Here is a 23,239-nt window from a genome sequence, read left to right on the forward strand (position 1 = left end):
TGTTCAGTCGTGGTCGTCGACCACTGTCGCGACTCCCCAGTCTCTTGCCCGTCGAGCCTAACGGTCGACCCCGACGTGCCCGCCCCGCCGGTCAGCCGACGCGATTGACGTCACCAGGGACGTTGCATGACGTCACGAATGGTGTCACTGTGGCGTCATGGATCTGAGCCCCTACATCAGCCAGCTCCGGGAGGACCTGACCTCCGCGGCGTCGGCGGGCGACGAGCAGACCCGCCAGACCGCGGCGGTGCTGTCCTCGGCGATCGAGCCCGCCGCCCGCCTGGCGATCATGAACGCGTTGTCGGACCTCGCGGCGGAGGTCACCACGCACCTCGACGGACAGGTCGTGGACATCCGGCTGGACGGCCGGGACGTCCGGGTCGGGGTCAGCGGCAGCACCGGCGAACCGGCCGGCGCCCGGGACGAGCAGCCGCCGCCCCCGCCGCCCGGCGACGGCGGCGACATCAGCCGGATCACGCTGCGCCTGCTCGACGAGATCAAGTCGCAGGCCGAGCAGGCCGCCTCCGTGCAGGGCGTGTCGCTGAACACCTGGGTCGCGCAAGCCGTGCAGGGCGCCCTGCACGGCGGAGCCAGGGCGCGCGGACCGCGCGAAGGCGGCCACGGCGGCAGGCCGTGGGGGCCGCCCGGGGCGGGCCGGGACCGGTGGCGCGGTGACGGGCCGGGCGGCTCGCGCGTCCACGGCTGGGTCCAGGGCTGAAGGGGGGCAGCGGCATGACCGAGCAGCACTCCGGCTTCGAGGACCGCTCCGACGAGCTGGTCCGCACCCAGGACTTCGAGACCCCGCACCCCATCGAGCTCGACATCAGCAACAACGCGGGCTCGATCCGCATCGAGCTGGCCGAGACGCCGGTGACCCACGTCGAGGTCCGCCACGACCCGTCGTCGGCCGGGCCGGACTGGCGCAGCGGACTGTCCGGGCTGCTGAACTGGGTCAGCGAGCAGTTCGGCGAGAGCGGGCTGCGTCCCGGCGGCGACGGGCCGCGCGAGCCGCTCGCCGAGGCGGTGCACCAGACCCGCATCGACCTGACCGGAAGCAGGCTCGCGGTGCGCGGACCGGCCGCGGCCCCGCTGCGGGGGATCCCGCTTGCGATCAGGATCACCGCACCACTGGAGTCGCAGATCGGCGTGCACACCTCGGGTCAGGTATCGGTCAGCGGCAAGGCCGGCCGGGTGCAGATCCAGGCGGCCTCCGGGGACGTGAGCGTCGACGAGTCCAGCGGCAGCGCGACCGTGCGCACCAGCGCGGGACCGCTCAAGCTCGGGTCGGTGCTCGGAGGCGTGCAGGCCCGCAGCGGCAGCGGCGACGTCGAGATCGCCTCGATCGACTCGCCGTCCTCGGTGGTCACCGGCAGCGGCAACGTCTGGATCGGCGCGGTGCACGACGACGTGCTGGTCCGCTCCGGCAGCGGTGACCTCACCGTCGCCGACGCGACGCGGGGCCAGGTGGAGCTGATCAGCGGGTCCGGGCAGTTGCAGGTCGCGGTGCGCCGCGGCGTCGGCGCCGAGGTGGACCTGACGTCGTCGACCGGCAGCGCGACCAGCGACCTGGCGGTGTCGGACGAACCGCCCGCCGAGGAGCCGCCGCTGCGCGTGTTCGGCCGCACCGGCACCGGGGACGCTTTGATCATGTCGGGGATCTGACGCCGGGCGGGGCAGGCGCCCCGGCGGCGGGCCGCCCCGCCGCGGGAGCGGTGGGGCGGGCGGAGCCGCCGGGCACGGCGGCGGGCTTTGCACGGCGGCGGGCTTTGGGGGCGGGGGGGGTTTCGAGGCACGCACCCTGCGCGCGCGGGGCACTTTGGGAGCGGGGGCGCGTGAGTTTTCGACGCACCCGCCTTGCGCACGCGGGGCACTTTGAGAGCGGGGGCGCGTGAGTTTTCGACGCACCCGCCTTGCGCACGCGGGGCACTTTGAGAGCGGGGCCGCGTGAGTTTTCGACGCACCCACCTTGCGCACGCGGGTCACCTTGAGAGCGGGGCCGCGTGAGTTTTCGACGCACCCACCTTGCGCACGCGGGTCACCTTGAGAACGGGGCCGCGTGAGTTTTCGACGGACTCACCCTGGCTTTGCGGCTTGCGGTGAGTGGGTGGTTTCTGGGGCGCTCGCCGCCCCCAGACCCCCGGCAGGTCTCCGGGATGAGCGGGTTTTCGGGGGATGCTGCGGTGGGGTGGGTGGTGGTTCTCATCCCATCGACCTCCACGAGGGCTAAGGGCTGGCGCCAGGTCGACGGGATGAGAACCACGGCACCGTTCCTTCGGGGGCACTGCCCCTGTGGGTGTGGTGCCCCTGTGAGGGTTGTCGTCAGTCGTTGCCGCGGGTAGCGGTGCGCAGGGCGGTGGCCAGGTCGCCGCGCTCCCCCACGGCCACCCCGCCCAGCCCGAGCCAGGCCGCCATGTCACCCAGCGCGCCGGCGAGTTCCGGCACCACCGCCGCGAGGTCGGCGCCCGGTTCGGCGAACGCGCCGGGCACTCGCAGCACCCCGGCCGCTCGGTCGGCCTTCAGGTCGACGCGGGCGACGAGCTTCCCGTCCAGCAGGAACGGGAACACGTAGTAGCCGTACTGGCGCTTGGGTTCCGGCACGTAGATCTCGATGCGGTAGCGGAAGCCGAACAGGCGCTCGGTGCGCGAGCGCTCCCAGATCAGCGGGTCGAACGGGCACAGCAGCGCTCGCCCGGTCACCTTGCGCGGCACGCGCGCCCCGGCGTGGCGGTAGGCGGGCTGGCGCCAGCCGTGCACGGTCACCGGCTCCAGCAGGCCGTCCTCGACCAGCTCGGCGACGGCCTGCTTGGACTGGGCGGGGCTGAGCCGGTAGTAGTCGCGCAGATCGGCCTCGGTGCCCACCCCGAGCGCCTGTGCGGAGCGCTCCACCAGGCCGCGGACCGCGACGTCGTCCTCGGGGTCGGCGGCGAGCACGTCGGCGGGCAGCACCCGCTCCGGCAGGTCGTAGAGGCGTTCGAAACCTCGCCGAGCCCCGGTGGTCAGCTCCCCCATCGCGAACAGCAGCTCGCAGGCGTGCTTGGTGTCGGTGCGGTTCCACCAGGGGCCGGTGCCCTGCTTCTGCCCGCCGCCGAGCTCGCGCTCCAGCGCGCCGGCGCCGATCGGGCCGAGGTCCTTGACCGCCGCGAGCACGTCGTCGACCAGTTGCGGCGCGCGCTCGAGCAGCGTGCGGAACTTGCGCCGCCAGGCGCCGCCGTACTCGCGCATCCGCCAGCGCAGCAGCGGCCAGTCCTCGACGGGGATCAGCGACGCCTCGTGCGCCCAGTACTCCACGAGCAGCCGGGGGCGCCGCGAGCGGTGCGACCAGGCGGCGTCGTCGACCAGGTCCGCGGGGTAGGCGCCGAGCCTGCTGTAGACCGGCATGTAGTGCGCGCGGACCGCGACGTTGACCGAGTCGAGCTGGAGCAGCTTGGTCCGGCCCAGCGCGCGTTGCAGGTGCCTGCGGTTGACCTCCCCGGCCGGCCGCGGATCGGCGAAGCCCTGCGCCGCCAGCGCGGTGCGCCGCGCGGTCTCGATGCTCATGGTCTGCACTCGCCAGATCGTGCCAGCACCCACCGACACCGACCGACACCCGGCCGCTCCTACGAGTGAATGTGCGGACACGTTAGGTTCACCGCATGGCCGAAGCCGACGTGCGAGTCGCCGGACCCGACGACGCCGCCGAGATCGCGAGGATCCAGCTGACGACCTGGCGCACCGCCTACGCCGACGTGCTCCCGGAAGACGTGCTGGCCGGACTGGACCCCGCCGAGACCGAGTCGCAGTGGCGCCACGCGCTGACCGGGGGCCCGGCATCGGTGCTGGTCGCCATCGAGGGCCAGTGGCTGGTGGGGTTCTGCGCCGCCGGGTTCGCCCCGACGACCGAGACCGCCGCCGCCGACGGCACCGAACCGCCCGACGCGGCCACGGTGGCGCTGGTCAGCACGCTGCTGGTGGAGCCGAGGTGGGGCAGGCGCGGCCACGGCGGGCGGCTGCTGGGCGCGATGGCGCAGCGCCTGAGCGCCGAGGGCGCCACCCGCGGCATCACCTGGGTCCCCGAGGCGGACCAGGCTTCGACCGGCTTCTACGCGAGTGTGGGGTGGCAGCCGGACGGTACAGTGCGGACACTCGATGCGGGTGGCCGTCCCCTCCGCGAGCTGAGGTTGTCCGGCTCGCTCGACCTGCGCTTCGAGCGGAGTTGACGAGGTCGCGACTCGGCCTCGAGGCGTGGAGGCAGGTTGTTGGCCTCCCGCCGATGCCTTCTTCCGAGTTGGGGGAAACTTGCTGGCAGTGATCGGTCTGCTCTCGACGACCTTCGGGGTCGCGGTGGCCTCCGCGCTGATGCCGCTGATCAGCGTCGAGCTGTTCGTGATCGGTCTGGTGCTCAAGGGGCCGGAGGTGCCGTGGTGGGCCCTGGCGCTGGTCATCGCGGTCGGGCAGGTCGCGGGCAAGATGCTGTACTACTACGCCGCGCGCGGGGTCGTGCGGCTGCCCGCGTTCCTGCGGCGGCGGACCGAGGCCAAGACCAAGGGCCGCTGGAGCGCGTGGATCGACCGGTTCCGCGAGACCTGCCGCAAGCGCCCGCTGTGGACCGGCGGGGTGCTGCTGGTGAGCGCCATCGCGAGCCTGCCGCCGTTCGCGGCGATCGTCTTCGTGGCGGGCTGGGCGAAGGTGCCGCTGACGACTTTCCTGGTCACTGGGTTCGTCGGTCGTTTCCTGCGGTTCGGGGTGCTGGCGGTCGCGCCGGGCGCCCTCGTCGCCTGGATATAGCGCCGCGAAGCCCTGGATCCGGCCCCGGGTAGCGGCGCCCTGGCGGCGACTGCTCCCGCGGCGCTGCGGGAGCAGTGCGCACGTCAGAACAGCCGGCCGGGCACGCCCTGCACGGAGTCGATGACGCCGAGGACCGGCACGCCAGCGGGCGCGAAGGTCCACTTGTTGTGCAGGCCGCTGGTGTCGGGCTCGTCGACGATGGCCGGGCCGTCGGGGGCGGCGGTCTGCGCCTGGTCCTGCGCCGGGGCGGCCACGCCGCCCGGTACGACGCCACCCGGCACGACGCCAGGGACCACCCCCGGCAGCTCGCCCGGGACCGCGCCCGCCGGGATCGCGTCGAAGACCGGGCGCAGCGCCTGGGCAGGCAGCTCCGCGGTCGGTCCCAGCACCGCGCCCGCGTCGACCCCGGGCAGCAGCCAGACCGGCGTGGTCTCCGCCTGCGCCACGCCGCCGCTCAGGCACGTCAGCGCGACACCGGCAGCGGTACCGGCGAGCAGCCGTGCGATCGGTTTCCTCATCTCGTGCACCTCCTCAGTTCCCCCGCCGAGCGGCGGAAGTCAGCATCCACAACAGAGATGTCCGGCTCCTGGATCAGGGCGTGAGCGGGGCGGAGACCGCGACCACCGTGCCCTCGGGGTTCCACGTCCCGGCCGCGGTACCGCCGTGGTCCATGCCGGGCATGCTCATCTTCATCACGTCGACCTGGGCGGCGGCGTAGATCGTCACCGGCCCCCGCACGGCCATCCCGCGCGCGGCCAGCCACGAACCGAACCCGGCCACCGAGGGCGGCTCTCCGCCGAAGGCGCCGGCGAGGGTGAGGCCATAGGCCAGCGAGCGCTGGTCACGCGGGTCGAAGCGCAGCGGCACCGACGAGCTGGCCGCCGAGTTGAGGACCGGTCCGTGCAGCAGCCACGGAGCCAGGTGGACGCCCCACACGTACTGGTGGCCCAGAGTCAGCCGGTCGACCGCGCGCTCCCAGCCGGAGACCACGACGAGCGCGCCTTCGGGCTGCGGCACCGGGCTCACCGCGACACCGCGCTCGGCCGCGGCGGCGCGGACCACGTCGGCGGCCTGCCGGGAGCGCGGGGAGTCGTCGGCTTCGAGGGTGACCGCCGGTGTCCCGTTGGCCGCCAGGGCACCGACCAGGCGGCGCAGCGCGTCGGCGTCGTCGGGGGTGAGCGCGTCGGCGGGGCAGGCGGCCAGCGGGGTCCGCGCGCCCGCGACCAGGCCGCCGAGCGCGGCGCCGGCGCACTCGGGCCCGTCGGGACCGGTCGCACCCGCGAGTGCGGGCGCGGTCGCGTCCCCGGTGTCGACCTCGACGCTGTCGGTGGCATCGCCGCGGCGGATGACGACGTCGCTGCGCCCCACGGGCAGGTCGACGGTGGCCCACGTGCCGTGGCCGCCCGGCCGTGCCATGGCGGGCATCACGTTCTCGCCCACCTCGACCGAGATGCCCTTGCCCGCGCTTTCCGGGAAGTGCACCAGGTTGGGGCCCGGTCGCTGCGGGGTGATCAGCACCGGCAGCTTCTGCCCCTCGACCTCGGCGTGCACGAGCCGCGGGACACCCGGGACCGCGAGCTCGTGCGGTCGCGGGATCGCGGGCAGCGCACCCCACAGCAGGAAGGCCGCGGCGACGCCTGCCGCCCCGAACCGGTAGATCCGTCGCGGATCGCGGCGCAGCCGACCGGCCAGACCGAGTACGACCACAGTGGACAGTGCGATCAGCAGCAGCGCGACGCCGTGGCCGCTGCTGTGGAGCCGCCGGTCGAGCAGACCGGAGAGGAGCAGTTGCCCGACCGCAGCCGCGGTGAGTGCGATCGCGGCGGTCAGCGCGATCGGGCCGAGGCGAAGCCCCGGCTTCAGCCGTCCCGCGTGCACCGCGAAGCCGAACCAGGCGACGGCGACGGCGGTGTAGGTGGTGTCCACGAGGAACTGGAACGAGGAGTGCCCGGACGCCGTCTCGGCGACGAGCAGCGCGGCCGCGGCGAAGCCCGCGTAGGCGGCTGCCGTCGGCCGGCTCAGCAGGGCGGGTACGGCCAGCACCAGCACCGCGTGCCCGACCGCGAAGGCCGGGCTCACACCCAGCGCGGGGATCGATATCAGACCGGCCAGCGCGGCCAGCCCGCCCGAGGACCAAGAGACCCACCGGGCCGGTGCCTCGGTCACCGGCCGCAGCAGACCGGTTCCCGCGACCAGGGCGGTGCCCGACAGCAGCACCAGTCTCAGCACCAGGGCGAGCGCGTCCACATCGGACGCGGTCGCGTGCATGCCATGCGCATCCATCGCCAGACTCACATTTCCGGGGAGGTGGTTTCGGGGGGTCGCCGGAGCGGACCGGCGGGGCGCGGCACCGGGTTCCGCGCCGTGCAGCGGGATGCCCCGCCCCGCCGGTGGTTCACTTGACGTCCTGGTCAGCGACCACGAACAGCTCCGAGTGCGGCTTGGCGTTGCCGAAGTCGCCGTGCGGCCACGACCGCCGGTTGAAGTTGACCCCGACCTCGCCGGTCACCTCGTCCCGGAAGGCGTCGTCCACCGAAACCGAACCGTCCCCGCCCAGGTTCACCATGTTGACCTTGTGGTCACCGTCGAGGCCGGAACGCGCGACGAAGTAGTTCGACACCGCGAGCCGGCCCGGCCTGCTGGTCTCCTGGTAGAGCCCGTCCGGGCCGATCCTGAAGTTGTCGTAGGCACCCCAGTGCGGGCCGGCACCCGGCTGACCCGGGTTGATCGGCGTCGCACCGGCCAGCGTCGGGCAGTCCTCGCCGCCACCGCGCTGCGCCTTCTCCAGCGTGTCGATCGAGCACTTGAAGCCGGTGCCCGCTGCCACCAGCTTGGAGATGTCGAGCGTGTAGACCCCGCCGGTGGTGCCGGGGTCGTCCGGCCCGAGCGTGCCCGGCTGGCGGCCGACGATCGCCCGGTACAGGAAGCGGTCGTCCGGGCTGGTCTGGATCCAGCCGCCGTTGGAGCTGCCGCCGTTGCTGTCGTTGGCCGGGTCGATCGCCTTGTTCGCAGCCCCGTCGTCGAAGACCTCGACCCAGTGCGGCTCGGCCGCGGTGATGTCGGGGGTGTAGAACACCGCACCGCCCTGCATGGTCTGCGCGAACGCGCCCTTGTGACCGGGCAGGTTGGTCACCGTGGTCTCCATGACCGCCCGGCTCTCCGCGTGCAGCGGGTCCTCGGGATCGGCACGCGGGCCGTCCGGCAGGTACGAGACCGCCTTGAGCCTGGGGTGGTTGCGGTCGGAGATGTCCCAGGTCCGCACCGTCGGCCGCCGCAGGTACGGCGACGGCTGCTTCACCGGGTCCAGGATGATGTTCCTCGGCTCGGCGTAGTCGCTGGTGACCAGCGTGTCCAGGTCCTCGCGGGCCTGGATGCCGTGCGGGTTGGCGCAGGTCGGCGTGCCCAGCCGCGGCAGGTTGGCGCAAAGCTTCTCGTTGTCCCCGCCCGGGGTCGCCGCGGGGGACTGCGAGAGCACCTTGGCGTTCGGGTCGAACCGCACGACCTCACCGGGGCTGCCCGCGAAGCCGTTGCCGACGTGCACCGAACCGTCGTCGTAGCGGAACGGGCCCGGTGCGACGGGACCGCCCATGTAGGTCGCGTAGGCCGTGCCGTCCTTCAGCGTCCAGTACGCGTCCGGGACCGACCCGCCCAGCGTCTGCGACGGCAGGCTGATGCCCTTGAGCTTGAGGTTCGGCAGCGCCGACACGTCGAACGCGTAGGTCGCGGCCCCGAACAGGGCACCGGCGAAGATCGTGTCGCCCTTGTGCCACACGTACTGCATGTGGTGCGGCTCGTTCTCCACCAGCGGCCCCACGGTCGCGGTGTTGACCACCTGGCCGTAGGTGCTGGACCCCTTGGTCGCGTCGATGACGGCCAGGAAGTCCGGACCCGGTAGCGCGTCGACGGTTTTGTCCAGCCCGCCGCCGAGCGAACCGGGCAGGTTCTTGACGTCCTTGACCGCGGTGTCGGCGATGTTCTCGTCACCGGCCCAGACCAGCAGCCACTCCTTGCGCTGCCCGGAGGCGTTCGACAGCGCACGGCCGACGACGTGGTTGGTGACCGAGTACTCCTTGCCGTCGGCGCCCTGGACGCGGTGGGTGGAGACCTGCACGCCCGCGTAGGCGTCGCTCGACGCGACGGGCAGCGTGACCGCCCCGAGCGCCACCAGCACCGCGATCACCGCCCGCCGACGTCCGAGTGCGGCGCGGTGACGGGGCTTGTCGGCTTCCGGCGCGAAACGCCGCGCCCCCGGCCATCTTCTTCGCGTTCTTGTTCTCATCAGCACTCCTGAACGTGCCGGCACGCCGGCGCCGACAACAAAAGGACGAACGGAAACAACGAAAGACGTCGAACGGCAGCCGCGAAATGCGCGCACGGCGAATCCCGGAAAACCGAATCAACGCGAAACCGGACGCGCCGAATCCAGCGGAACGCGACCCGGTGGGATAAAGGACGCCGACTGCGTCCCCGGTGACGAGGGAGAAGAACCCTTCAGGCGCTACACAGCGCGCTGGCCTGGTGCCGCAGATCCACGTGGATTCTGGCGACCAGGGCGAAGAACCTCGGCATGCGCACGATCATGCGCGGCGGGTGATCACCATGTCAAACCCGGACCATTGAATGGGAAACCGGATGCCGATCGCGTCCCACAATCCGCGATCGGCATCCGGTCACCTGAAAAGCGGTTCCCCGGCTGCTCCGGCCGGGCCTATGTTCGTCGGCTTTCGCCCTTCTCCAGCTCGATCGCGCGGCGCATCGCCTTGCGCCCGCGGTTGCGGTCGCCTGCCAGGTCGTAGGCCTGGGCGAGGGCGAACCAGGCCCGCCAGTCCTGCGGCGCGGCCTCCAGCTCCCGCTGCTTCTCGTCGAACCAGGCGTCGGCGGCGTCGCGCTCGACGCGGCCGGACGGCCGCAGCGGTAGGTGTGAGACGTCGGGCAGCGCGCCCTCGTCGTGCAGGCGGCGCGCCAGCCGCTCGGTGCTCGCACCGAAGCGCAGCTGGTCCGCGACCAGCACCGCGCCGAGCACCGGCAGCACCAGGATCGCAAGCCCCAGCACGACGAACACGGGCTGCCCGCTGACGATCATCGTGAAGGCTCGTCCGCCGAGCAGCACCAGGTACGCCAGCAGCACCAGGGCCAGCACGAACGCCGCGCCCCTCGCGGTCACCAGCCTACGCCGGTCGCGGTCCCGCTCAGACACTCACAGCCCCAGCAGGGACTCGAGGCCGACCGTCAGGCCCGGGCGGGAGCCGATCTCGCGGATCCCGAGCAGCACGCCCGGCATGAAGGACCGGCGGTCGAAGGAGTCGTGGCGGACCGTCAGCGTCTCGCCCTCGCCGCCGAAAAGCACCTCCTGGTGCGCGACCAGGCCGGTCATCCGCACCGAGTGCACCCGCACCCCGTCCACGTCGGCACCGCGGGCGCCGTCGAGCTCCTTGGTCGTGGCGTCCGGCGACGGACCGCGCCCGGCGTCGGCGCGCGCCTGGGAGACCACCTGCGCGGTGCGTGCGGCCGTGCCCGAGGGCGCGTCGGCCTTCTTCGGGTGGTGCAGCTCGACGATCTCCACCGAGTCGAAGAACGGGGCGGCGATCTCGGCGAAGCGCATCGACAGCACCGCGCCGATCGCGAAGTTCGGCGCCACCAGCACACCGGCCTCCGGCCGCTCGGCCAGCCACGAACGCACCTCGTCCAGCTCGGCGGTGCCCAGCCCACTGGTCCCGACGACCACGTGGATGCCGTTGTCGACGCAGAACCTGATGTTGTCCAGCACCGAGTCGGGGTGGGTCAGGTCCACCGCGACCCGCGCGCCCGCGGAGACCAGCGCGTCGAGCGAGTCCTCGCGGTTGACCGCCGCGACGAGCTCGGTGTCGGGGGCCTCGCCGACGGCGTGGACCGCCTCGCTGCCCATCCGCCCGCGGGCGCCCAGTACGCCGACCTTGATCGGGGCTGGCGAGTTCACCTTGTCGACCGCCTTTCCACAGCGCTTGTACCTGCGGTGATTCTGCAAGACCGGGGTCAGAGCCCGTCGGGCAGGTCCTCGACGGCGCCGTAGGGGCCGACGACCGCGGTGGTCAGCGGGCGTTGCAGCAGCTCCGCCGCCAGCTCCGCGACGTCCTGCGCGGTGACGGCGTCGATGCGCTCCAGCGTCTGCGCCACGCTCAGGTGCCGCCCGTAGTTCAGCTCGCTCTTGCCGATGCGGGTCATCCGCGAGGCGGTGTCCTCCAGCCCCAGCACCAGACCGCCCCGGAGCTGGCCGCGCCCGCGCGCCACCTCGTCCTCTGTCAGCCCGTCCGCGGCGACCCCGGCCAGCACCCCGCGCACCACCGCGGCGACCTCGCCGAGGCGGTCGGGTGTGCAGCCCGCGTAGACGGAGAAGGTGCCGGTGTCGGCGTAGGCCGTCGTCGAGGAGTACACCGAGTAGGCCAGCCCGCGCTTCTCCCGGATCTCCTGGAACAGCCGCGAGCTCATCCCGCCGCCCAGCGCGGCGTTGAGCACACCCAGCGCGAAGCGACGGTCGTCGTGCCGGTCGATGCCCCGGCAGCCCAGCAGCAGGTGCGCCTGCTCGGTGTCGTCCTCGTGCAGCACCAGCGGCTTCTGCCGCGGCAGCCGGGCCCGGCCGGAGCGCGGCGGCGCGGGCACGGACTCGCCGTCGAGCCGGTCGCCGATGGCCTTGCGCAGCAACCGCAGGACCCTGCTGTGCTCGATGTTGCCCGCGACGGCGACGACCATCCTGGGAAGCTGGTAGCTGCTGCGGTAGAAGCCGTGCACCCGGGCCCGGCTCATGCTCTCGATGGACTCCTCGGTGCCCAGCACGGACCGGCCGAGCGGGTGGTCGCCGAGCACCGCCTCGGTGAACGTCTCGTGCAGCAGGTCCTCGGGGTCGTCGTCGCGCATGGCGATCTCCTCGAGCACCACGCTGCGCTCGACGTCGACGTCGGCCTTGGCGTTGACCGCGTCGAACACCACGTCGCACAGCATGTCGACGGCCAGCGGGAGGTCCTCGTCCAGGACGTGCGCGTAGTAGCAGGTGTGCTCTTTGGAGGTGAACGCGTTCAGCTCGCCGCCGACCGCGTCGATCTCCTGCGCGATCTGCACGGCGGTGCGCTTCGCGGTGCCCTTGAACAGCAGGTGCTCCAGGTAGTGCGCGGCACCGGCCTGCTGCCTGGACTCGTCGCGCGAGCCGACGCCGACCCAGATGCCCACCGACGCCGACCGCGCACCCGGCACCTGCTCGGTGACGACCCGCAGCCCGCCCGGCAGCACTGTGCGCCGCATCGCCTCCCCGCCACCACCGCGCCCGAGCACGCGCGTCGTACCCGGTCTCTGCAGATGTCCGGCACCTGTCTGCTTCTGCTGCTGCTTCATGGTCCTCGGGTCTCGGGGGCGCGAACGGCCGCGGGCGGCGACGGCGGCGCCGTCCACCACCACGACCACCGCGCGAGGGCGGGTCTGCTCGAACGATACGGCCCGTCCCGGGAACCGGGACGGGCCGCATCAGTTCGGCGTGTTCACACGCGGAGTCGTGGTGTCAGAGCATCCGCGCGCCACTCGGAGCGCCCTCTCAGGCGTCCTGCTCGCTCTTCTCTTCGCTCTCGCCGCTCTCGGCGGTCTCGGCGTCCTTGTCGGCCTTCTCCGCCTCGTCGTCGACGACGATCAGGCTGATCTTGCCGCGGCTGTCGATGTCGGCGATCTCCACGCGCAGCTTGTCGCCGACGTTGACCACGTCCTCGACCTTGCCGATGCGCTTGCCGTTGCCCAGCTTGGAGATGTGCACCAGGCCGTCCTTGCCCGGCAGCAGCGAGACGAACGCGCCGAACGCGGCGGTCTTGACCACCGTGCCCAGGAAGCGCTCGCCGACCTTCGGCAGCTGCGGGTTGGCGATGGCGTTGATCTTGTCGATCGCGGCCTCCGCGGACGGGCCGTCGGCGGCGCCGACGTAGATGGTGCCGTCGTCCTCGATGGTGATCTCGGCGCCGGTCTCCTCGGTGATCGAGTTGATCATCTTGCCCTTCGGGCCGATGACCTCGCCGATCTTGTCCACCGGGATGCTGATCGAGGTCACCCGCGGGGCGTGCGGGCTCATCTCGTCGGGCTTGCCGATCGCCTCGGCCATCACCTCGAGGATGGTGAACCGGGCGTCGCGCGCCTGGCCCAGCGCCTGCGCCAGCACCTCGGACGGGATGCCGTCCAGCTTGGTGTCCAGCTGCAGCGCGGTCACGAACTCCTTGGTGCCCGCGACCTTGAAGTCCATGTCGCCGAACGCGTCCTCGGCACCGAGGATGTCGGTCAGCGCCACGTAGTGGGTCTTGCCGTCGATCTCGTCGGAGACCAGGCCCATCGCGATGCCCGCGACCGGGGCCTTCAGCGGCACGCCGGCGTTGAGCAGCGACAGCGTCGAGGCGCAGACCGAGCCCATCGAGGTGGAGCCGTTGGAGCCCAGCGCCTCGGAGACCTGGCGCAGCGCGTACGGGAACTCCTCGCGCGTGGGCAGCACCGGGATCAGCGCGCGCTCGGCCAGCGCACCGTGGCCGATCTCGCGCCGCTTCGGGCTGCCGACCCGGCCGGTCTCACCGGTCGAGTACGGCGGGAAGTTGTAGTGGTGCATGTAGCGCTTCGTCGTCTCCGGGGACAACGAGTCGATGGTCTGCTCCAGCCGCAGCATGTTCAGCGTCGACACGCCCAGGATCTGGGTCTCGCCGCGCTCGAACAGCGCCGAGCCGTGCGCCCGCGGGATGACCCCGACCTCGGCGCCCAGGCTGCGGATGTCGGTCAGGCCGCGGCCGTCGATGCGGACCTGGTCGCGGATGATCCGCTGCCGCACCAGCTTCTTGGTCAGCGAGCGGAACGCGGCGCCGACCTCCTTCTCGCGGCCCTCGAACTGCTCGCCCTCACCGGTGCCGACCTTGTCCAGCACGGCGGCCTTGATCTCGTCGAGCCGGTTCTCGCGCTCCTGCTTGCCGGCGATCTTCAGCGCCTCGGCGAGCTCGGCGGAGGCGGCCTGCTCGACGGCGGTGAACGCGTCGTCGGCGTAGGCCGGGAACACCGGGAACTCCTCGGTGGCCTTGCCCGCCGCCGAGGCCAGCTGCTGCTGGGCCTGGCACAGGGTGCGGATGAACGGCTTGGCGGCCTCCAGACCGGCGGCCACGACCTCCTCGGTCGGGGCCTGCGCCCCGGCGCCGACCAGGTCGACCGTCTTGTCGGTGGCCTCGGCCTCGACCATCATGATCGCGACGTCGTCACCGACGATGCGGCCGGCCACGACCATGTCGAACACCGCGCGCTCGAGCTGCTCGTAGGTGGGGAATGCCACCCACTGGCCGTCGATGAGCGCCATCCGGGTGCCGCCGACCGGGCCGGAGAACGGCAGGCCGGACAGCTGGGTGGAGGCCGACGCGCCGTTGATCGCCAGCACGTCGTAGGGGTCCTTCGGGTCCAGGCTCATCACCGTGACCACGACCTGGACCTCGTTGCGCAGGCCGTCGACGAACGACGGGCGCAGCGGCCGGTCGATCAGCCGGCAGGTCAGGATCGCGTCGGTGGAGGGACGGCCCTCGCGGCGGAAGAACGAGCCGGGGATGCGGCCCGCGGCGTACATCCGCTCCTCGACGTCCACGGTCAGCGGGAAGAAGTCGAAGTGCTCCTTCGGCTGCTTGGAGGCCGTGGTGGCCGAGAGCAGCATGGTGTCGTCGTCCAGGTAGGCGACGACGCTGCCGGCGGCCTGCTTGGCCAGCCGGCCGGTCTCGAATCGGACGGTACGGGTGCCGAAGGCGCCGTTGTCCAGCACCGCGGTCGCTTCGTACACGCCCTCGTCCAGTGACTGCACGTCAGTCAAGTTGTTCTCTCCTCGTCTCCACGAGGCCCACGGCAGCGCATCCGGGTCGTGGTCCGACGAGGCCGGCCATCGATCGAAGCCCTCGGGAACCTCCTGCGAGGTCCGCCCGGGAGCCACTACCGAAGACCGGCGGACGCTTGCCCGCTGTCACCGTGAGCTCTCTGCAGTTCTGCGGGCGGCGGCGCCGCCCCCTCTTCATGCACCGAGGGGAGTGGCCGACCGGCCACTCCCCTCGGCGTCCGTCAACGACGCAGACCGAGTCGCTGGATCAGCGAACGGTAGCGCTCGATGTCCACCTTCGTCAGGTAGTTCAGCAGCCGGCGACGGCGGCCGACCATCAGCAGCAGGCCACGACGCGAGTGGTGGTCGTGCTTGTGCTGCTTGAGGTGCTCGGTGAGACCGATGATGCGCTTGGTCAGCAGGGCCACCTGCGCCTCGGCCGAGCCGGTGTCGCTGTCGTGCAGGCCGTACTCGGCCAGGGTCTGCTTCTTCTCCGCAGTGGACAAAGCCACGAGTTGACTCCCATTTTGTGTCCCGTGGTCACAACGACCGGCGCCTGCCCCGCCTGGGGCCGCGCCGGGAATCGGTCCGGACCGCCTCCGAGCGAACCGCGAGGACGCGGTCGACGCGGTGGAAGCACCGCCGGGCCGGGCTCGGCCGCCACGGACTGCAGCCGGAGCCACGGTCCACGATATCAGGCAGATGGGTTACTCCCCGGTCGCCCCGGCGTCGGGGCGCGTCAGGGCCACCCTGCGCACCGGCGTGTACACCGGGCCGCCTTCGCCCTGGTCACTGCGGACCAGGGTCACCTCGCCGAGCTCCCACCAGGGCCCCGCGTAGTCGTCGAGCAGACCCCGCAACCGGCCTCCCCGCGGGCGACCGGCTGCCCACCGGGCGACCGTCAGGTGACCCTGGTAGTCGTGCGGATCGGCCCCGGCCGCGCGGACCAGCGCCCGGATCGCGGCCGCGTCCGAGGCGTCTTCGGGTTCGGTGCCGACCCACAGCACGCCGCGGAAGGAACCGCCCGCGGCCAGCCGCAGGCGCGGCGGGGCGGGATGCCGCTCGCGCACGGCGGCGACCTTGCGTTCCAGGCGCTCGCCGAGCCTGCCGGGATCGGCGTCGTCGCCGTGGAAGCACAGCGTCAGGTGCCACCGCGCGGAGGGGATGAACCGGAACTTGCGGAGCCCGTCGGTGGCGTCGGCCAGCCGGTCCTCGGGCAGCGAGTCCAGCGCCGCCGAGAGGTGGCGGACCGCCTCATCCGACGGCCACAGCGCGGTGAACAGGCGCATGGCCGGACCCTAGTACCCGTCTGTCCCGCGGGCACCCGGCCGGAGCGGAAAGGCTTCCGACAGCCTGCCTTTGATCTCGCAGCGGCGCAGCCGCTTGGCCCACCCCCGCAACCGCGACGGGGAGCCGGGCCCGCTCCTGGTCAGGTCAGGTCGCCGTTGGCCGCGCGGCGCAGCAGACCGGCCAGGGCCGGGTAGTGGCCGTCGATCATCGACGCGGCGGCCTCCAGCTCACTGGGGCGCGCTACCTCGCGCAGCACCGGCCACGCCGTCTCCTCGCCCACGGCCTGCATGACCGGCAGGTTGTCCCGGCCGACCGACGGCTGCGAGTTGCGGACGTCCTCCAGCGCGTGCTTCATCGCCTCCGAGTCGCCCGCCGCCACGCCGGGGATGAGCACCTTGCGTTCGAGCATGACCAGCCGGGCCAGCACCTGCGGGTTGCCGATCTTGGCCCGCCGCCCGCTCATGACCTGGCTGAGCATGGGAGCGCTGATGCCGAGCACGTCGGCGAGCTGGGCCTGGGAGATCCGGAAAGCGACCACCAGCCTGCGCACCCGGTCACCCAATGGCTCGCCATACCACTGGCGCTGCAGTGCCAGGTTCCGCTGGACGCTTTTCTGTTCCTCCACCTTCGCTCCCCCGGTGCCACCGTTGATCACGCCACCCGACGCCTGGCGTGGTACAGGCCTGAATACTGCCAGGTCACGCTCCCTCCGCGGGGAGCAATCGGAAAACGCTTCGCGTCCGGCCGCGCCGTTTCGCTCCCGCGACTGCTCCGAACGGGTCTCCCGGGCCGGCTCCGTCACGCATCCACCCGCAGGATTTCGCGGACCTCGTCGACGTCGCGGTGCATCTGCTCGATCAGCGCCTCCGCCGAGTCGAACCGCACCTGGCCGCGCAACCGCCGCACGAAGTCCAGGTCGACCTGCTCGCCGTAGAAGTCGGCGTCGATGTCGAGCACGAACGCCTCGACGGTGCGCTCGGTGCCGGAGAAGGTCGGGTTGCTGCCCACCGACACCGCCGCCGGCAGCGCAGGCCCCGGCTCGGCGGCGCCGCGAAGCCGGTGGGTGAACCAGCAGGCGTAGATGCCGTCGGCGGGGATCGCGGCGTAGGCGGGCGTGGACAGGTTCGCCGTGGGGAAGCCGAGCTCCTTGCCGCCACGTCCCGCGCCGCGCACGACGATGCCCTCCAGCCGGTGGTACCTGCCGAGCGCGGAGGCGGCGGCGCCGACGTCCCCGGCGTCGATGCACGAGCGGATGTAGGTGGAGGAGAAGGTCACCGATGCGTCCTCACCGTCGCGCTCGGCGGGGCCGGTCAGCAGGGCGTCGGTCTCCACCTCGAAGCCGAACCGCTCGCCGAGCTGCTCCAGCGCGGTGATGTCGCCCGCCGCCTTGTGCCCGAAGCGGAAGTTCTCGCCCACCACGACCACCGCCGCGTGCAGGCGCTCGACGAGCACCTCGTGCACGAACTGGTCGGCCGGGACCCGGGAGACCTCCTGGGTGAACGGCAGCACGCAGAAGACGTCGACCCCGAGCTGCTCGGCGAGCTCGGCGCGCCTGCGCAGGGTGGTGAGCTGCGCGGGGTGGCTGCCCGGTCGCACGACCTCGGCCGGATGCGGGTCGAAGGTCATCAGCACGCACGGCAGGCCGCGCCGGCGGGCGCGCTCGACCGCGTGGGTGATGAGCTGCTGGTGGCCGCGGTGTATCCCATCGAAGACCCCGATGGTGACCACGCACCGACCCCAGCCGCCGGGAAGCTGCTCCAAACCGCGCCATCGCTGCACGGCCCGCAAGCCTACTGCCGCCACTCCGGTCGGTTGCCATGCCACCGGGTGAGTACCGGCGGCAAGGCGCTCCCGGCGTCTCAGGACGTGTAGTCGCCGAAGGGGACGACCCTGAGAACCGCGCCATCGCAGACGTCCATCTTCGAGTCCTCGCCGCGGTTGACCGGAACCTCGACGGCATCCCCACCCGCCGGCGGCGTCACCGACACGGCACCGGGCGTGTCGCAACCGGGCGTCGAGGTCCACGACATGCGGAAGGTGGCCAGGTCGCCGACCGCGTCCAGCACCATCGGCCGGACCACGCCGTGCCCGTCGTCGGGGACCTGCTCGACGCTGACCGGCAGCCGGTCACCACCCTCCGAACCGCGCATCAACTCGACGGCCGCGCGGCCGTCCAACACGCACGGGGTCATGTTCTCGCTGGTCTTGGTCACGCCTACGCTCCCGGAGCTGGCGAACTCGCCCGGCTGCTCGTGGCTGCTGAAGGTGGCTTTCAAATCACCGGCGAGGCAGGGACGTAAGTCGTCACCGGCCTGCGAGTCGGCCGACTCCGCGGAGACCTGCTGGTTCTGGACCGGCTGCTGCTCCTGGCCGCCACCGACCGGGGCGCTCAGCCCGGCACCGCCCGCCGCGCAGCCGCTGAGCGCCAGGCCCGCCGCCACCGCAACAGTCGTGCCCACGATCCGCTTGCGCATGAAGAACTCCTCGAACGTCTGCTGCAGAACTGATCTTGTGACGTTCCGGGAACGGAGGGGTTCCAGCGGGGTGAGCTCAGTCACACCCGTTCGGTCGCGGGTCGGACGCGCGCGCCGGGGGGCGGACGGCCGCGGGGTCAGCCCGCCGGAGCGAGCACCAGCACCGGTTTGGCCCTGGGCCCCTGGTCGCGGACCAGGGCGATCACCTGTCCGTCCGGGCCGAACACGCCGTAGGTGCCCTCCAGCCCGGCCGCCGGGATCGCCTGTCCGTGCGCGAGCGCCCGCGCCGCGGCGGTGTCCACATCGGTCCGCCGGAACGCGGTCGCCACCGCGCGGTCCAGGTCCATCGACAGCCCCGGCTCCTCCTCCAGCACGTCGAGGGTGCGCGCGGTGGCCAGCCCGAACGGGCCGACCCTGGTGCGCCGAAGCGCGGCGAGGTGGCCGCCGACGCCGAGGTCCGCGCCCAGGTCGCGCGCGAGCGCGCGGACGTAGGTGCCCGACGAGCACTCGACGAGCACGTCCAGCTCGGTCGCCGCCTCGGTGCGGCGCAGCGCGAGCACGTCGAAGCGCGACACGGTGACCGGGCGCGCGGCGAGCTCGACCTGCTCGCCGGACCGCGCGATCTCGTACGCGCGGCGGCCGTTGACCTTTACCGCGCTGACCGAGCTGGGGACCTGCTGGAGCTCGCCGGTCAGCTCCGCGACACCGGCGCGGACCGCGTCCTCGTCGACCTCGGAGGCGTCGGTCTCCGACAGCACCTCGCCCTCGGCGTCGTCGGTGGTGGTGGCCGCACCGAGGTGGATGGTGGCCAGGTACGCCTTGGTGTCCATGGCCAGGTGGCCGAGCAGCTTCGTCGCGCGTTCCAGCCCCAGCACGAGCACCCCGGTCGCCATCGGGTCCAGCGTCCCGGCGTGGCCGACCTTGCGGGTGCCCATGATCCGCCGCACGCGGGCGACGACGTCGTGGGAGGTCATCCCGGCGGGCTTGTCGACCACGAGCAGGCCGGGCGGGACGGGCGGACGATTCCGACGGGAACGCTCAGACACGGCCGCCCATCATCCCCGACCCGTCACCGCGCCACGCATCCGGCCGCCGATAAAGTGAACGCCGGTTCGACGGCAGGTGGCGCGGGAGGTGGCGCGGTGGCGTTCCGGGAAATCCGGCGGTTCGGCGACCCGGTGCTGCGCACGCCCGCCGAGCCGGTCACGGTGTTCGACGACCGGCTGCGCTCGGTCGTCGCCGACCTGCTCGACACCGTCGACGCGCCCGGCCACGCCGGGCTGGCCGCGCCGCAGATCGGCGTGGGCATCCGCGCGTTCAGCTACAACGTCGACGGCGAGATCGGCTACGTGCTCAACCCGGAGATCGTGGAGCTCTCGGAGGAGCAGCAGGAGGGTCCCGAGGGCTGCCTGTCCGTTCCGGAGCTGTGGTTCGACACTCCCCGCGCCCAGCACGCCGTGGTCCGCGGGGTCGACGCCGACAACGAGCCGGTCAGGGTCTCCGGCAGCGGCCTGATGGCGCGCTGCCTGCAGCACGAGACCGACCACCTCGACGGGATGATCTACGTCCAGCGGCTCGACCCGGACCGGCGGCGCGAGGCGCTGCGCCGGATCCGAGAGACCGACTGGTTCTGGCAGCGCTGAGCGTCGCGCCCGGGCCGTCGACGCGGTCGCGGCGTGCTACGCCGCGGCACCGACCGGCGCGGTCCCGGTGACCGCCCACCGGCCGGAACGGGCCCGCAGCAGCAGCGTCACCAGCCGCAGCAGCATGAACAGGCTCAGCCCGGTCCAGATGCCTGCCAGGCCCCAGCCGAACGCCAGCGCCAGCCAGATCATCGGCAGGTACCCGACGGCGGCACTGAGCATCGTCGCTGTCCGCAGGTACGCGGCGTCGCCGGCCCCGAGGAACACGCCGTCCAGCGCGAAGACCACACCCGCGACCGGCTGCAACGCGACGAAGAACCACCACGCGTGCCCGACCGTCGCCAGCACCGCCGCGTCGCTGGTGAACAGCGCGGGCAGCACCCCGGACAGGGCGGCGAACACCACGCCGAGCAACACGCCGAAGCCCAGGCCGTACCAGCTCACCTGCCTGGCGATGCCCTTGGCCCTGGCCTCCGAACCCGCCCCGAGGGCGGCCCCGACCAGCGACTGCGCCGCGATCGCCAGCGAGTCCAGCACCAGCGACAGGAACATCCACAGCTGCCACACCACCTGGTGGGCGGCGGCGGTCTCGGCACCGGTCCGCGCCGCGACCGAGGTCGCCGACAGGAAGCAAGCCTGGAAGGCGGCGGTGCGCAGCACGAGGTCGCGGCCCATGCCGAGCTGGGCGCGCATCGTGGGCAGGTGCGGGCGCAGCTCCACCCGCTCGGCCACCAGGGCGCGCACGAACAGCGCGGCGGCGACGCTCTGGCCCACCAGGTTCGCGACGGCCGAGCCTTCCAGCCCCCACCCCAGCGGGTACACCAGCACCGGGCACAGCACGGCGGAGATCCCGTTGCCGAGCAGCACGATCCGCAGCGGTCGCGCGGTGTCCTGCACACCGCGCATCCAGCCGTTGCCCGCCATGGTGATCAGCACCATCGGGGCGCCCAGCAACGCGATGCGCAGCCACCGCGCGGCGGCGTCGGCGATCTCTCCCGGCCCGGCCAGCAGCTCCGCGATGGGCACCGCCAGGAGCTGCGCGAGCAGCAGGAGCACCACGCCGATGCCCACGGCCAGCCAGGTCGCCTGCACACCCTCGGCGACGGCGTCCTGCCTGCGGCCCGCGCCGTGCAGGCGCGCGGTGCGCGCGGTTGTGCCGTAGGAGAGGAAGGTCAGCTGGCTGGACACCAGCGTGAACAGCGTGCCGCCGAGCGCCAGCCCGGCCAGCGGGACGGCACCGAGGTGGCCGATCACCGCCGTGTCGACCAGCACGTACAGCGGCTCGGCGGCCAGCACGCCGAGCGCTGGGACGGCGAGTGCCAGCAGGCGCCGCAACGGCACCCGTTCCCCGCGATCGGACACGCTGTCTCCCTGTAAGCTGCGATTGGCTGTTTCGCCCCTGACACGATCCACGTGCAGGGTACCGGTAAGGAGCGCTTGTGGACAACGCTGATTACACCGCCATCGCGCTCCGGCTCGCCAACGCCGATCTCTCCAGCCTCGAGCACCTGCGGGCAGCCCTGCACGACGAGCCGTGGTGGGCCAACCGCCTGCACGAGCACGACCTGGACGTGCTGCGCGAGGTCGCCGCCGGGATCCGCCGCGCGCTGGACGCGATGGTCGCAGGCGACCCCGACGCGGTGCTCGCCGAGACCAACCGGCTGCTCGAAGCCCATCCGCCCCGGCCGCGGCTGTCCGGTCACGGCGGTGAGCGTGACGTGCCCAACTGGCACGTGCACGTGGCGGGGCCCGACGCGCCCCCGGCGACCGAGGTCGCCGCGGCGGCGGCGTGGGGGCTCGCCCAGGGCGTCGTCGACCACGGCACCCGGCGCTGGGGCCGCTGCGGAGCGTCCGGCTGCGGCACGTACTTCCTCGACACCTCGACCAACCAGGCCAAGCGCTTCTGCTCTGCGCGCTGCGCCAACCGCGTCCACGTCGCAGCCTTCCGCGCCCGCCAGCGCACCTAGTTCTGTTTCGCAAGCGGCGGAGCCGCTTGCGGCGTGGGACTCAGCTGAGCCACCCGCGGGTTCTCAGCCGTCTTCTCGCGAGGACAGCTTCGACGCCGCGTCGGGACATACGTCAAAGGACTCACGGGCCGGGCGGGCAGCATCGCCGCGCACGTCGACCAGGAGGCTCACGGACACCCGTCAGCCGAGCAGCGGGGCCTCGTCGAGGGCCTTGCGCAAGGCGTCCAGCACATCGCCCGCCTCACCGTCGGCGGTGAAGCCGGAGGCCAGGCGGTGACCGCCGCCCCCGCACGCCGTGGCCGCCCTGCCGACGTCGACCTTGCTGTCCGCCCGCAACGACACCGACCAGCGCCCCTGCGCGGTCTCCTTCAGCACGGCGGCGACCTCGGCCTCGCTGGTGGTCCGAATGACGTCGATGACGCTGTCGATCTCCTCGCTGCCCAGCCCGTCGGAGTCCGCCAGCCGCACCGTGGTGTGCACCAGACCGAGCCCGCGAGCGGCCGACGGCTCCAGCTGGGCCGCGCCGAGCACTGCGGCGAGCATGCCCATCCAGCGGAACGGGTGGGTGTCGAGCAGCGGCCGGGTGGTGGCCTCCGGGTCGACCCCGGCCTCCAGCAACCGGGCCGCCATGCGGTGCGTCGCGGCGCTGGCGTGCCGGAACGAACGGGTGTCGGTAACCAGACCGGCGTACAGGCAGCGCGCGGTAGGCAGGTCGAGCTCCACACCCATCTCGTCGAGCAGCCGCAGCACGATCAGCACCGTCGCCTCGGCCCGCTCGTCGATCAGGTGCCGGGTGCCGAAGCGGGTGTTGGCCACGTGGTGGTCGATCACCAGCACGTCACCACCCGCGGCGATGGTCGCGCCCACCCGGTCCGCCAGCGGTCCGAGCCGCTGCAGGCTGCCGGTGTCGCACACGACCAGCGTCGGCGGCGCCTCCGGCACCTCCGCGGCGGGAACCACGAGCCCGTCGGCGTCGAGGCTGCGCAGCGACACGGGCGGCTCGCCCGGCCAGCCGAACGACACCCGCACCGAGGCGCCTCGCCGCCGCAGCGCCCGGCCCAGCGCGAGCGCGCTGCCCAGCGCGTCGGCGTCCGGGTTGACGTGGGCGAACAGCGTCACGTCCGTCGCCTCGGACAGCAGTCTGGCGGCGTCGGACACCGCCGACGCGCTCTCGCTCGGCGCGGTAGAGCTGTGGCCGCTCACCGGTTCACCTCCATGCCGGGCGCGCAGGCCCGGCTCGTGCGGGCGCCGCGCGCCCGCCGCACGCGGATG

22 protein-coding genes are annotated in these 23,239 nt (G+C 72.6%); 6 read left to right on the forward strand and 16 right to left on the reverse strand.

Annotated elements, in window-relative coordinates; all coding sequences use genetic code 11:
- Positions 1–157: 157 nt before the first annotated feature.
- Positions 158–718, forward strand: coding sequence for a toxin-antitoxin system HicB family antitoxin (locus tag HUO13_RS08970; RefSeq protein ID WP_211900957.1), 561 nt, complete (start codon positions 158–160; stop codon positions 716–718).
- A gap of 14 nt (positions 719–732) precedes the next feature.
- Complete coding sequence (locus HUO13_RS08975) at positions 733–1,662, forward strand: DUF4097 family beta strand repeat-containing protein (RefSeq protein ID WP_211900958.1); 930 nt, start codon at positions 733–735, stop codon at positions 1,660–1,662.
- Between the two features lie 657 nt (positions 1,663–2,319).
- Here HUO13_RS08975 and HUO13_RS08980 read toward each other — a convergent pair.
- On the reverse strand, positions 2,320–3,546 hold the full coding sequence (locus HUO13_RS08980; protein WP_211900959.1) for a winged helix-turn-helix domain-containing protein: 1,227 nt from the start codon (positions 3,544–3,546) through the stop codon (positions 2,320–2,322).
- 86 nt (positions 3,547–3,632) lie between these two features.
- Here HUO13_RS08980 and HUO13_RS08985 point away from each other — a divergent pair, with 86 nt between their 5' ends.
- Both HUO13_RS08985 and HUO13_RS08990 read left to right on the forward strand, forming a co-directional pair.
- On the forward strand, positions 3,633–4,196 hold the full coding sequence (locus tag HUO13_RS08985) for a GNAT family N-acetyltransferase (protein WP_211900960.1): 564 nt from the start codon (positions 3,633–3,635) through the stop codon (positions 4,194–4,196).
- A gap of 88 nt (positions 4,197–4,284) precedes the next feature.
- A complete protein-coding gene (locus tag HUO13_RS08990; protein WP_211900961.1) occupies positions 4,285–4,764 on the forward strand; it encodes a VTT domain-containing protein in 480 nt (159 codons plus the stop codon).
- Between the two features lie 83 nt (positions 4,765–4,847).
- Here HUO13_RS08990 and HUO13_RS08995 read toward each other — a convergent pair whose 3' ends face one another.
- The 13 genes from HUO13_RS08995 to truB all read right to left on the reverse strand — a co-directional run bounded on the left by HUO13_RS08995 (position 4,848) and on the right by truB (position 19,403).
- Positions 4,848–5,282: a hypothetical protein gene (locus HUO13_RS08995; RefSeq protein ID WP_211900962.1), complete on the reverse strand. Its 435-nt coding sequence runs from the start codon at positions 5,280–5,282 to the stop codon at positions 4,848–4,850.
- A 73-nt stretch (positions 5,283–5,355) separates the two neighbouring features.
- A complete protein-coding gene (locus tag HUO13_RS09000) occupies positions 5,356–7,032 on the reverse strand; it encodes a hypothetical protein (RefSeq protein WP_249124559.1) in 1,677 nt (558 codons plus the stop codon).
- Between the two features lie 127 nt (positions 7,033–7,159).
- Positions 7,160–9,043 (reverse strand): hypothetical protein, encoded by a 1,884-nt coding sequence (locus HUO13_RS09005; RefSeq protein WP_432757827.1) that lies wholly within the window; start codon positions 9,041–9,043, stop codon positions 7,160–7,162.
- Positions 9,044–9,472: 429 nt separating this feature from the next.
- Complete coding sequence (locus tag HUO13_RS09010) at positions 9,473–9,961, reverse strand: hypothetical protein (RefSeq protein ID WP_211900964.1); 489 nt, start codon at positions 9,959–9,961, stop codon at positions 9,473–9,475.
- Positions 9,962–10,720 (reverse strand): 4-hydroxy-tetrahydrodipicolinate reductase, encoded by a 759-nt coding sequence (dapB, locus tag HUO13_RS09015; RefSeq protein ID WP_211900965.1) that lies wholly within the window; start codon positions 10,718–10,720, stop codon positions 9,962–9,964.
- Between the two features lie 56 nt (positions 10,721–10,776).
- Positions 10,777–12,126 (reverse strand): M16 family metallopeptidase, encoded by a 1,350-nt coding sequence (locus HUO13_RS09020; RefSeq protein WP_211900966.1) that lies wholly within the window; start codon positions 12,124–12,126, stop codon positions 10,777–10,779.
- 196 nt (positions 12,127–12,322) lie between these two features.
- Complete coding sequence (locus tag HUO13_RS09025) at positions 12,323–14,593, reverse strand: polyribonucleotide nucleotidyltransferase (RefSeq protein ID WP_211900967.1); 2,271 nt, start codon at positions 14,591–14,593, stop codon at positions 12,323–12,325.
- Positions 14,594–14,835: 242 nt separating this feature from the next.
- Positions 14,836–15,105: a 30S ribosomal protein S15 gene (rpsO, locus tag HUO13_RS09030; RefSeq protein WP_211900968.1), complete on the reverse strand. Its 270-nt coding sequence runs from the start codon at positions 15,103–15,105 to the stop codon at positions 14,836–14,838.
- 195 nt (positions 15,106–15,300) lie between these two features.
- Positions 15,301–15,882 carry a 2'-5' RNA ligase family protein gene (locus HUO13_RS09035; RefSeq protein ID WP_211900969.1) on the reverse strand — a complete coding sequence of 194 codons (582 nt, stop codon included), beginning with the start codon at positions 15,880–15,882 and terminating at the stop codon, positions 15,301–15,303.
- 140 nt (positions 15,883–16,022) lie between these two features.
- On the reverse strand, positions 16,023–16,508 hold the full coding sequence (locus HUO13_RS09040; RefSeq protein WP_211900970.1) for a helix-turn-helix domain-containing protein: 486 nt from the start codon (positions 16,506–16,508) through the stop codon (positions 16,023–16,025).
- Positions 16,509–16,681: 173 nt separating this feature from the next.
- Positions 16,682–17,662 carry a bifunctional riboflavin kinase/FAD synthetase gene (locus HUO13_RS09045; protein ID WP_211900971.1) on the reverse strand — a complete coding sequence of 327 codons (981 nt, stop codon included), beginning with the start codon at positions 17,660–17,662 and terminating at the stop codon, positions 16,682–16,684.
- Between the two features lie 80 nt (positions 17,663–17,742).
- The gene (locus HUO13_RS09050; RefSeq protein ID WP_211900972.1) at positions 17,743–18,357 is read right to left on the reverse strand and encodes a DUF4232 domain-containing protein; all 615 of its coding nucleotides are present in this window, start codon (positions 18,355–18,357) and stop codon (positions 17,743–17,745) included.
- A gap of 137 nt (positions 18,358–18,494) precedes the next feature.
- Positions 18,495–19,403, reverse strand: a complete 909-nt coding sequence (truB, locus tag HUO13_RS09055) for a tRNA pseudouridine(55) synthase TruB (protein WP_211900973.1) — start codon at positions 19,401–19,403, stop codon at positions 18,495–18,497.
- 96 nt (positions 19,404–19,499) lie between these two features.
- On the opposite strand from truB, the gene def reads away from it, so the two are divergent.
- Complete coding sequence (gene def / locus HUO13_RS09060; RefSeq protein ID WP_211900974.1) at positions 19,500–20,000, forward strand: peptide deformylase; 501 nt, start codon at positions 19,500–19,502, stop codon at positions 19,998–20,000.
- A 36-nt stretch (positions 20,001–20,036) separates the two neighbouring features.
- Here def and HUO13_RS09065 read toward each other — a convergent pair whose 3' ends face one another.
- Positions 20,037–21,362, reverse strand: a complete 1,326-nt coding sequence (locus HUO13_RS09065; protein WP_211900975.1) for an MATE family efflux transporter — start codon at positions 21,360–21,362, stop codon at positions 20,037–20,039.
- A gap of 77 nt (positions 21,363–21,439) precedes the next feature.
- Here HUO13_RS09065 and HUO13_RS09070 point away from each other — a divergent pair, with 77 nt between their 5' ends.
- Positions 21,440–21,967 carry a CGNR zinc finger domain-containing protein gene (locus HUO13_RS09070; protein ID WP_211900976.1) on the forward strand — a complete coding sequence of 176 codons (528 nt, stop codon included), beginning with the start codon at positions 21,440–21,442 and terminating at the stop codon, positions 21,965–21,967.
- A 180-nt stretch (positions 21,968–22,147) separates the two neighbouring features.
- Here the strand turns inward: HUO13_RS09070 and HUO13_RS09075 are convergent, their stop codons facing one another.
- Complete coding sequence (locus tag HUO13_RS09075; RefSeq protein WP_211900977.1) at positions 22,148–23,170, reverse strand: DHH family phosphoesterase; 1,023 nt, start codon at positions 23,168–23,170, stop codon at positions 22,148–22,150.
- Positions 23,171–23,239 lie beyond the last annotated feature (69 nt).

Origin of the sequence: Saccharopolyspora erythraea, assembly GCF_018141105.1 — a bacterium.
Classification (GTDB): domain Bacteria; phylum Actinomycetota; class Actinomycetes; order Mycobacteriales; family Pseudonocardiaceae; genus Saccharopolyspora_D; species Saccharopolyspora_D erythraea_A.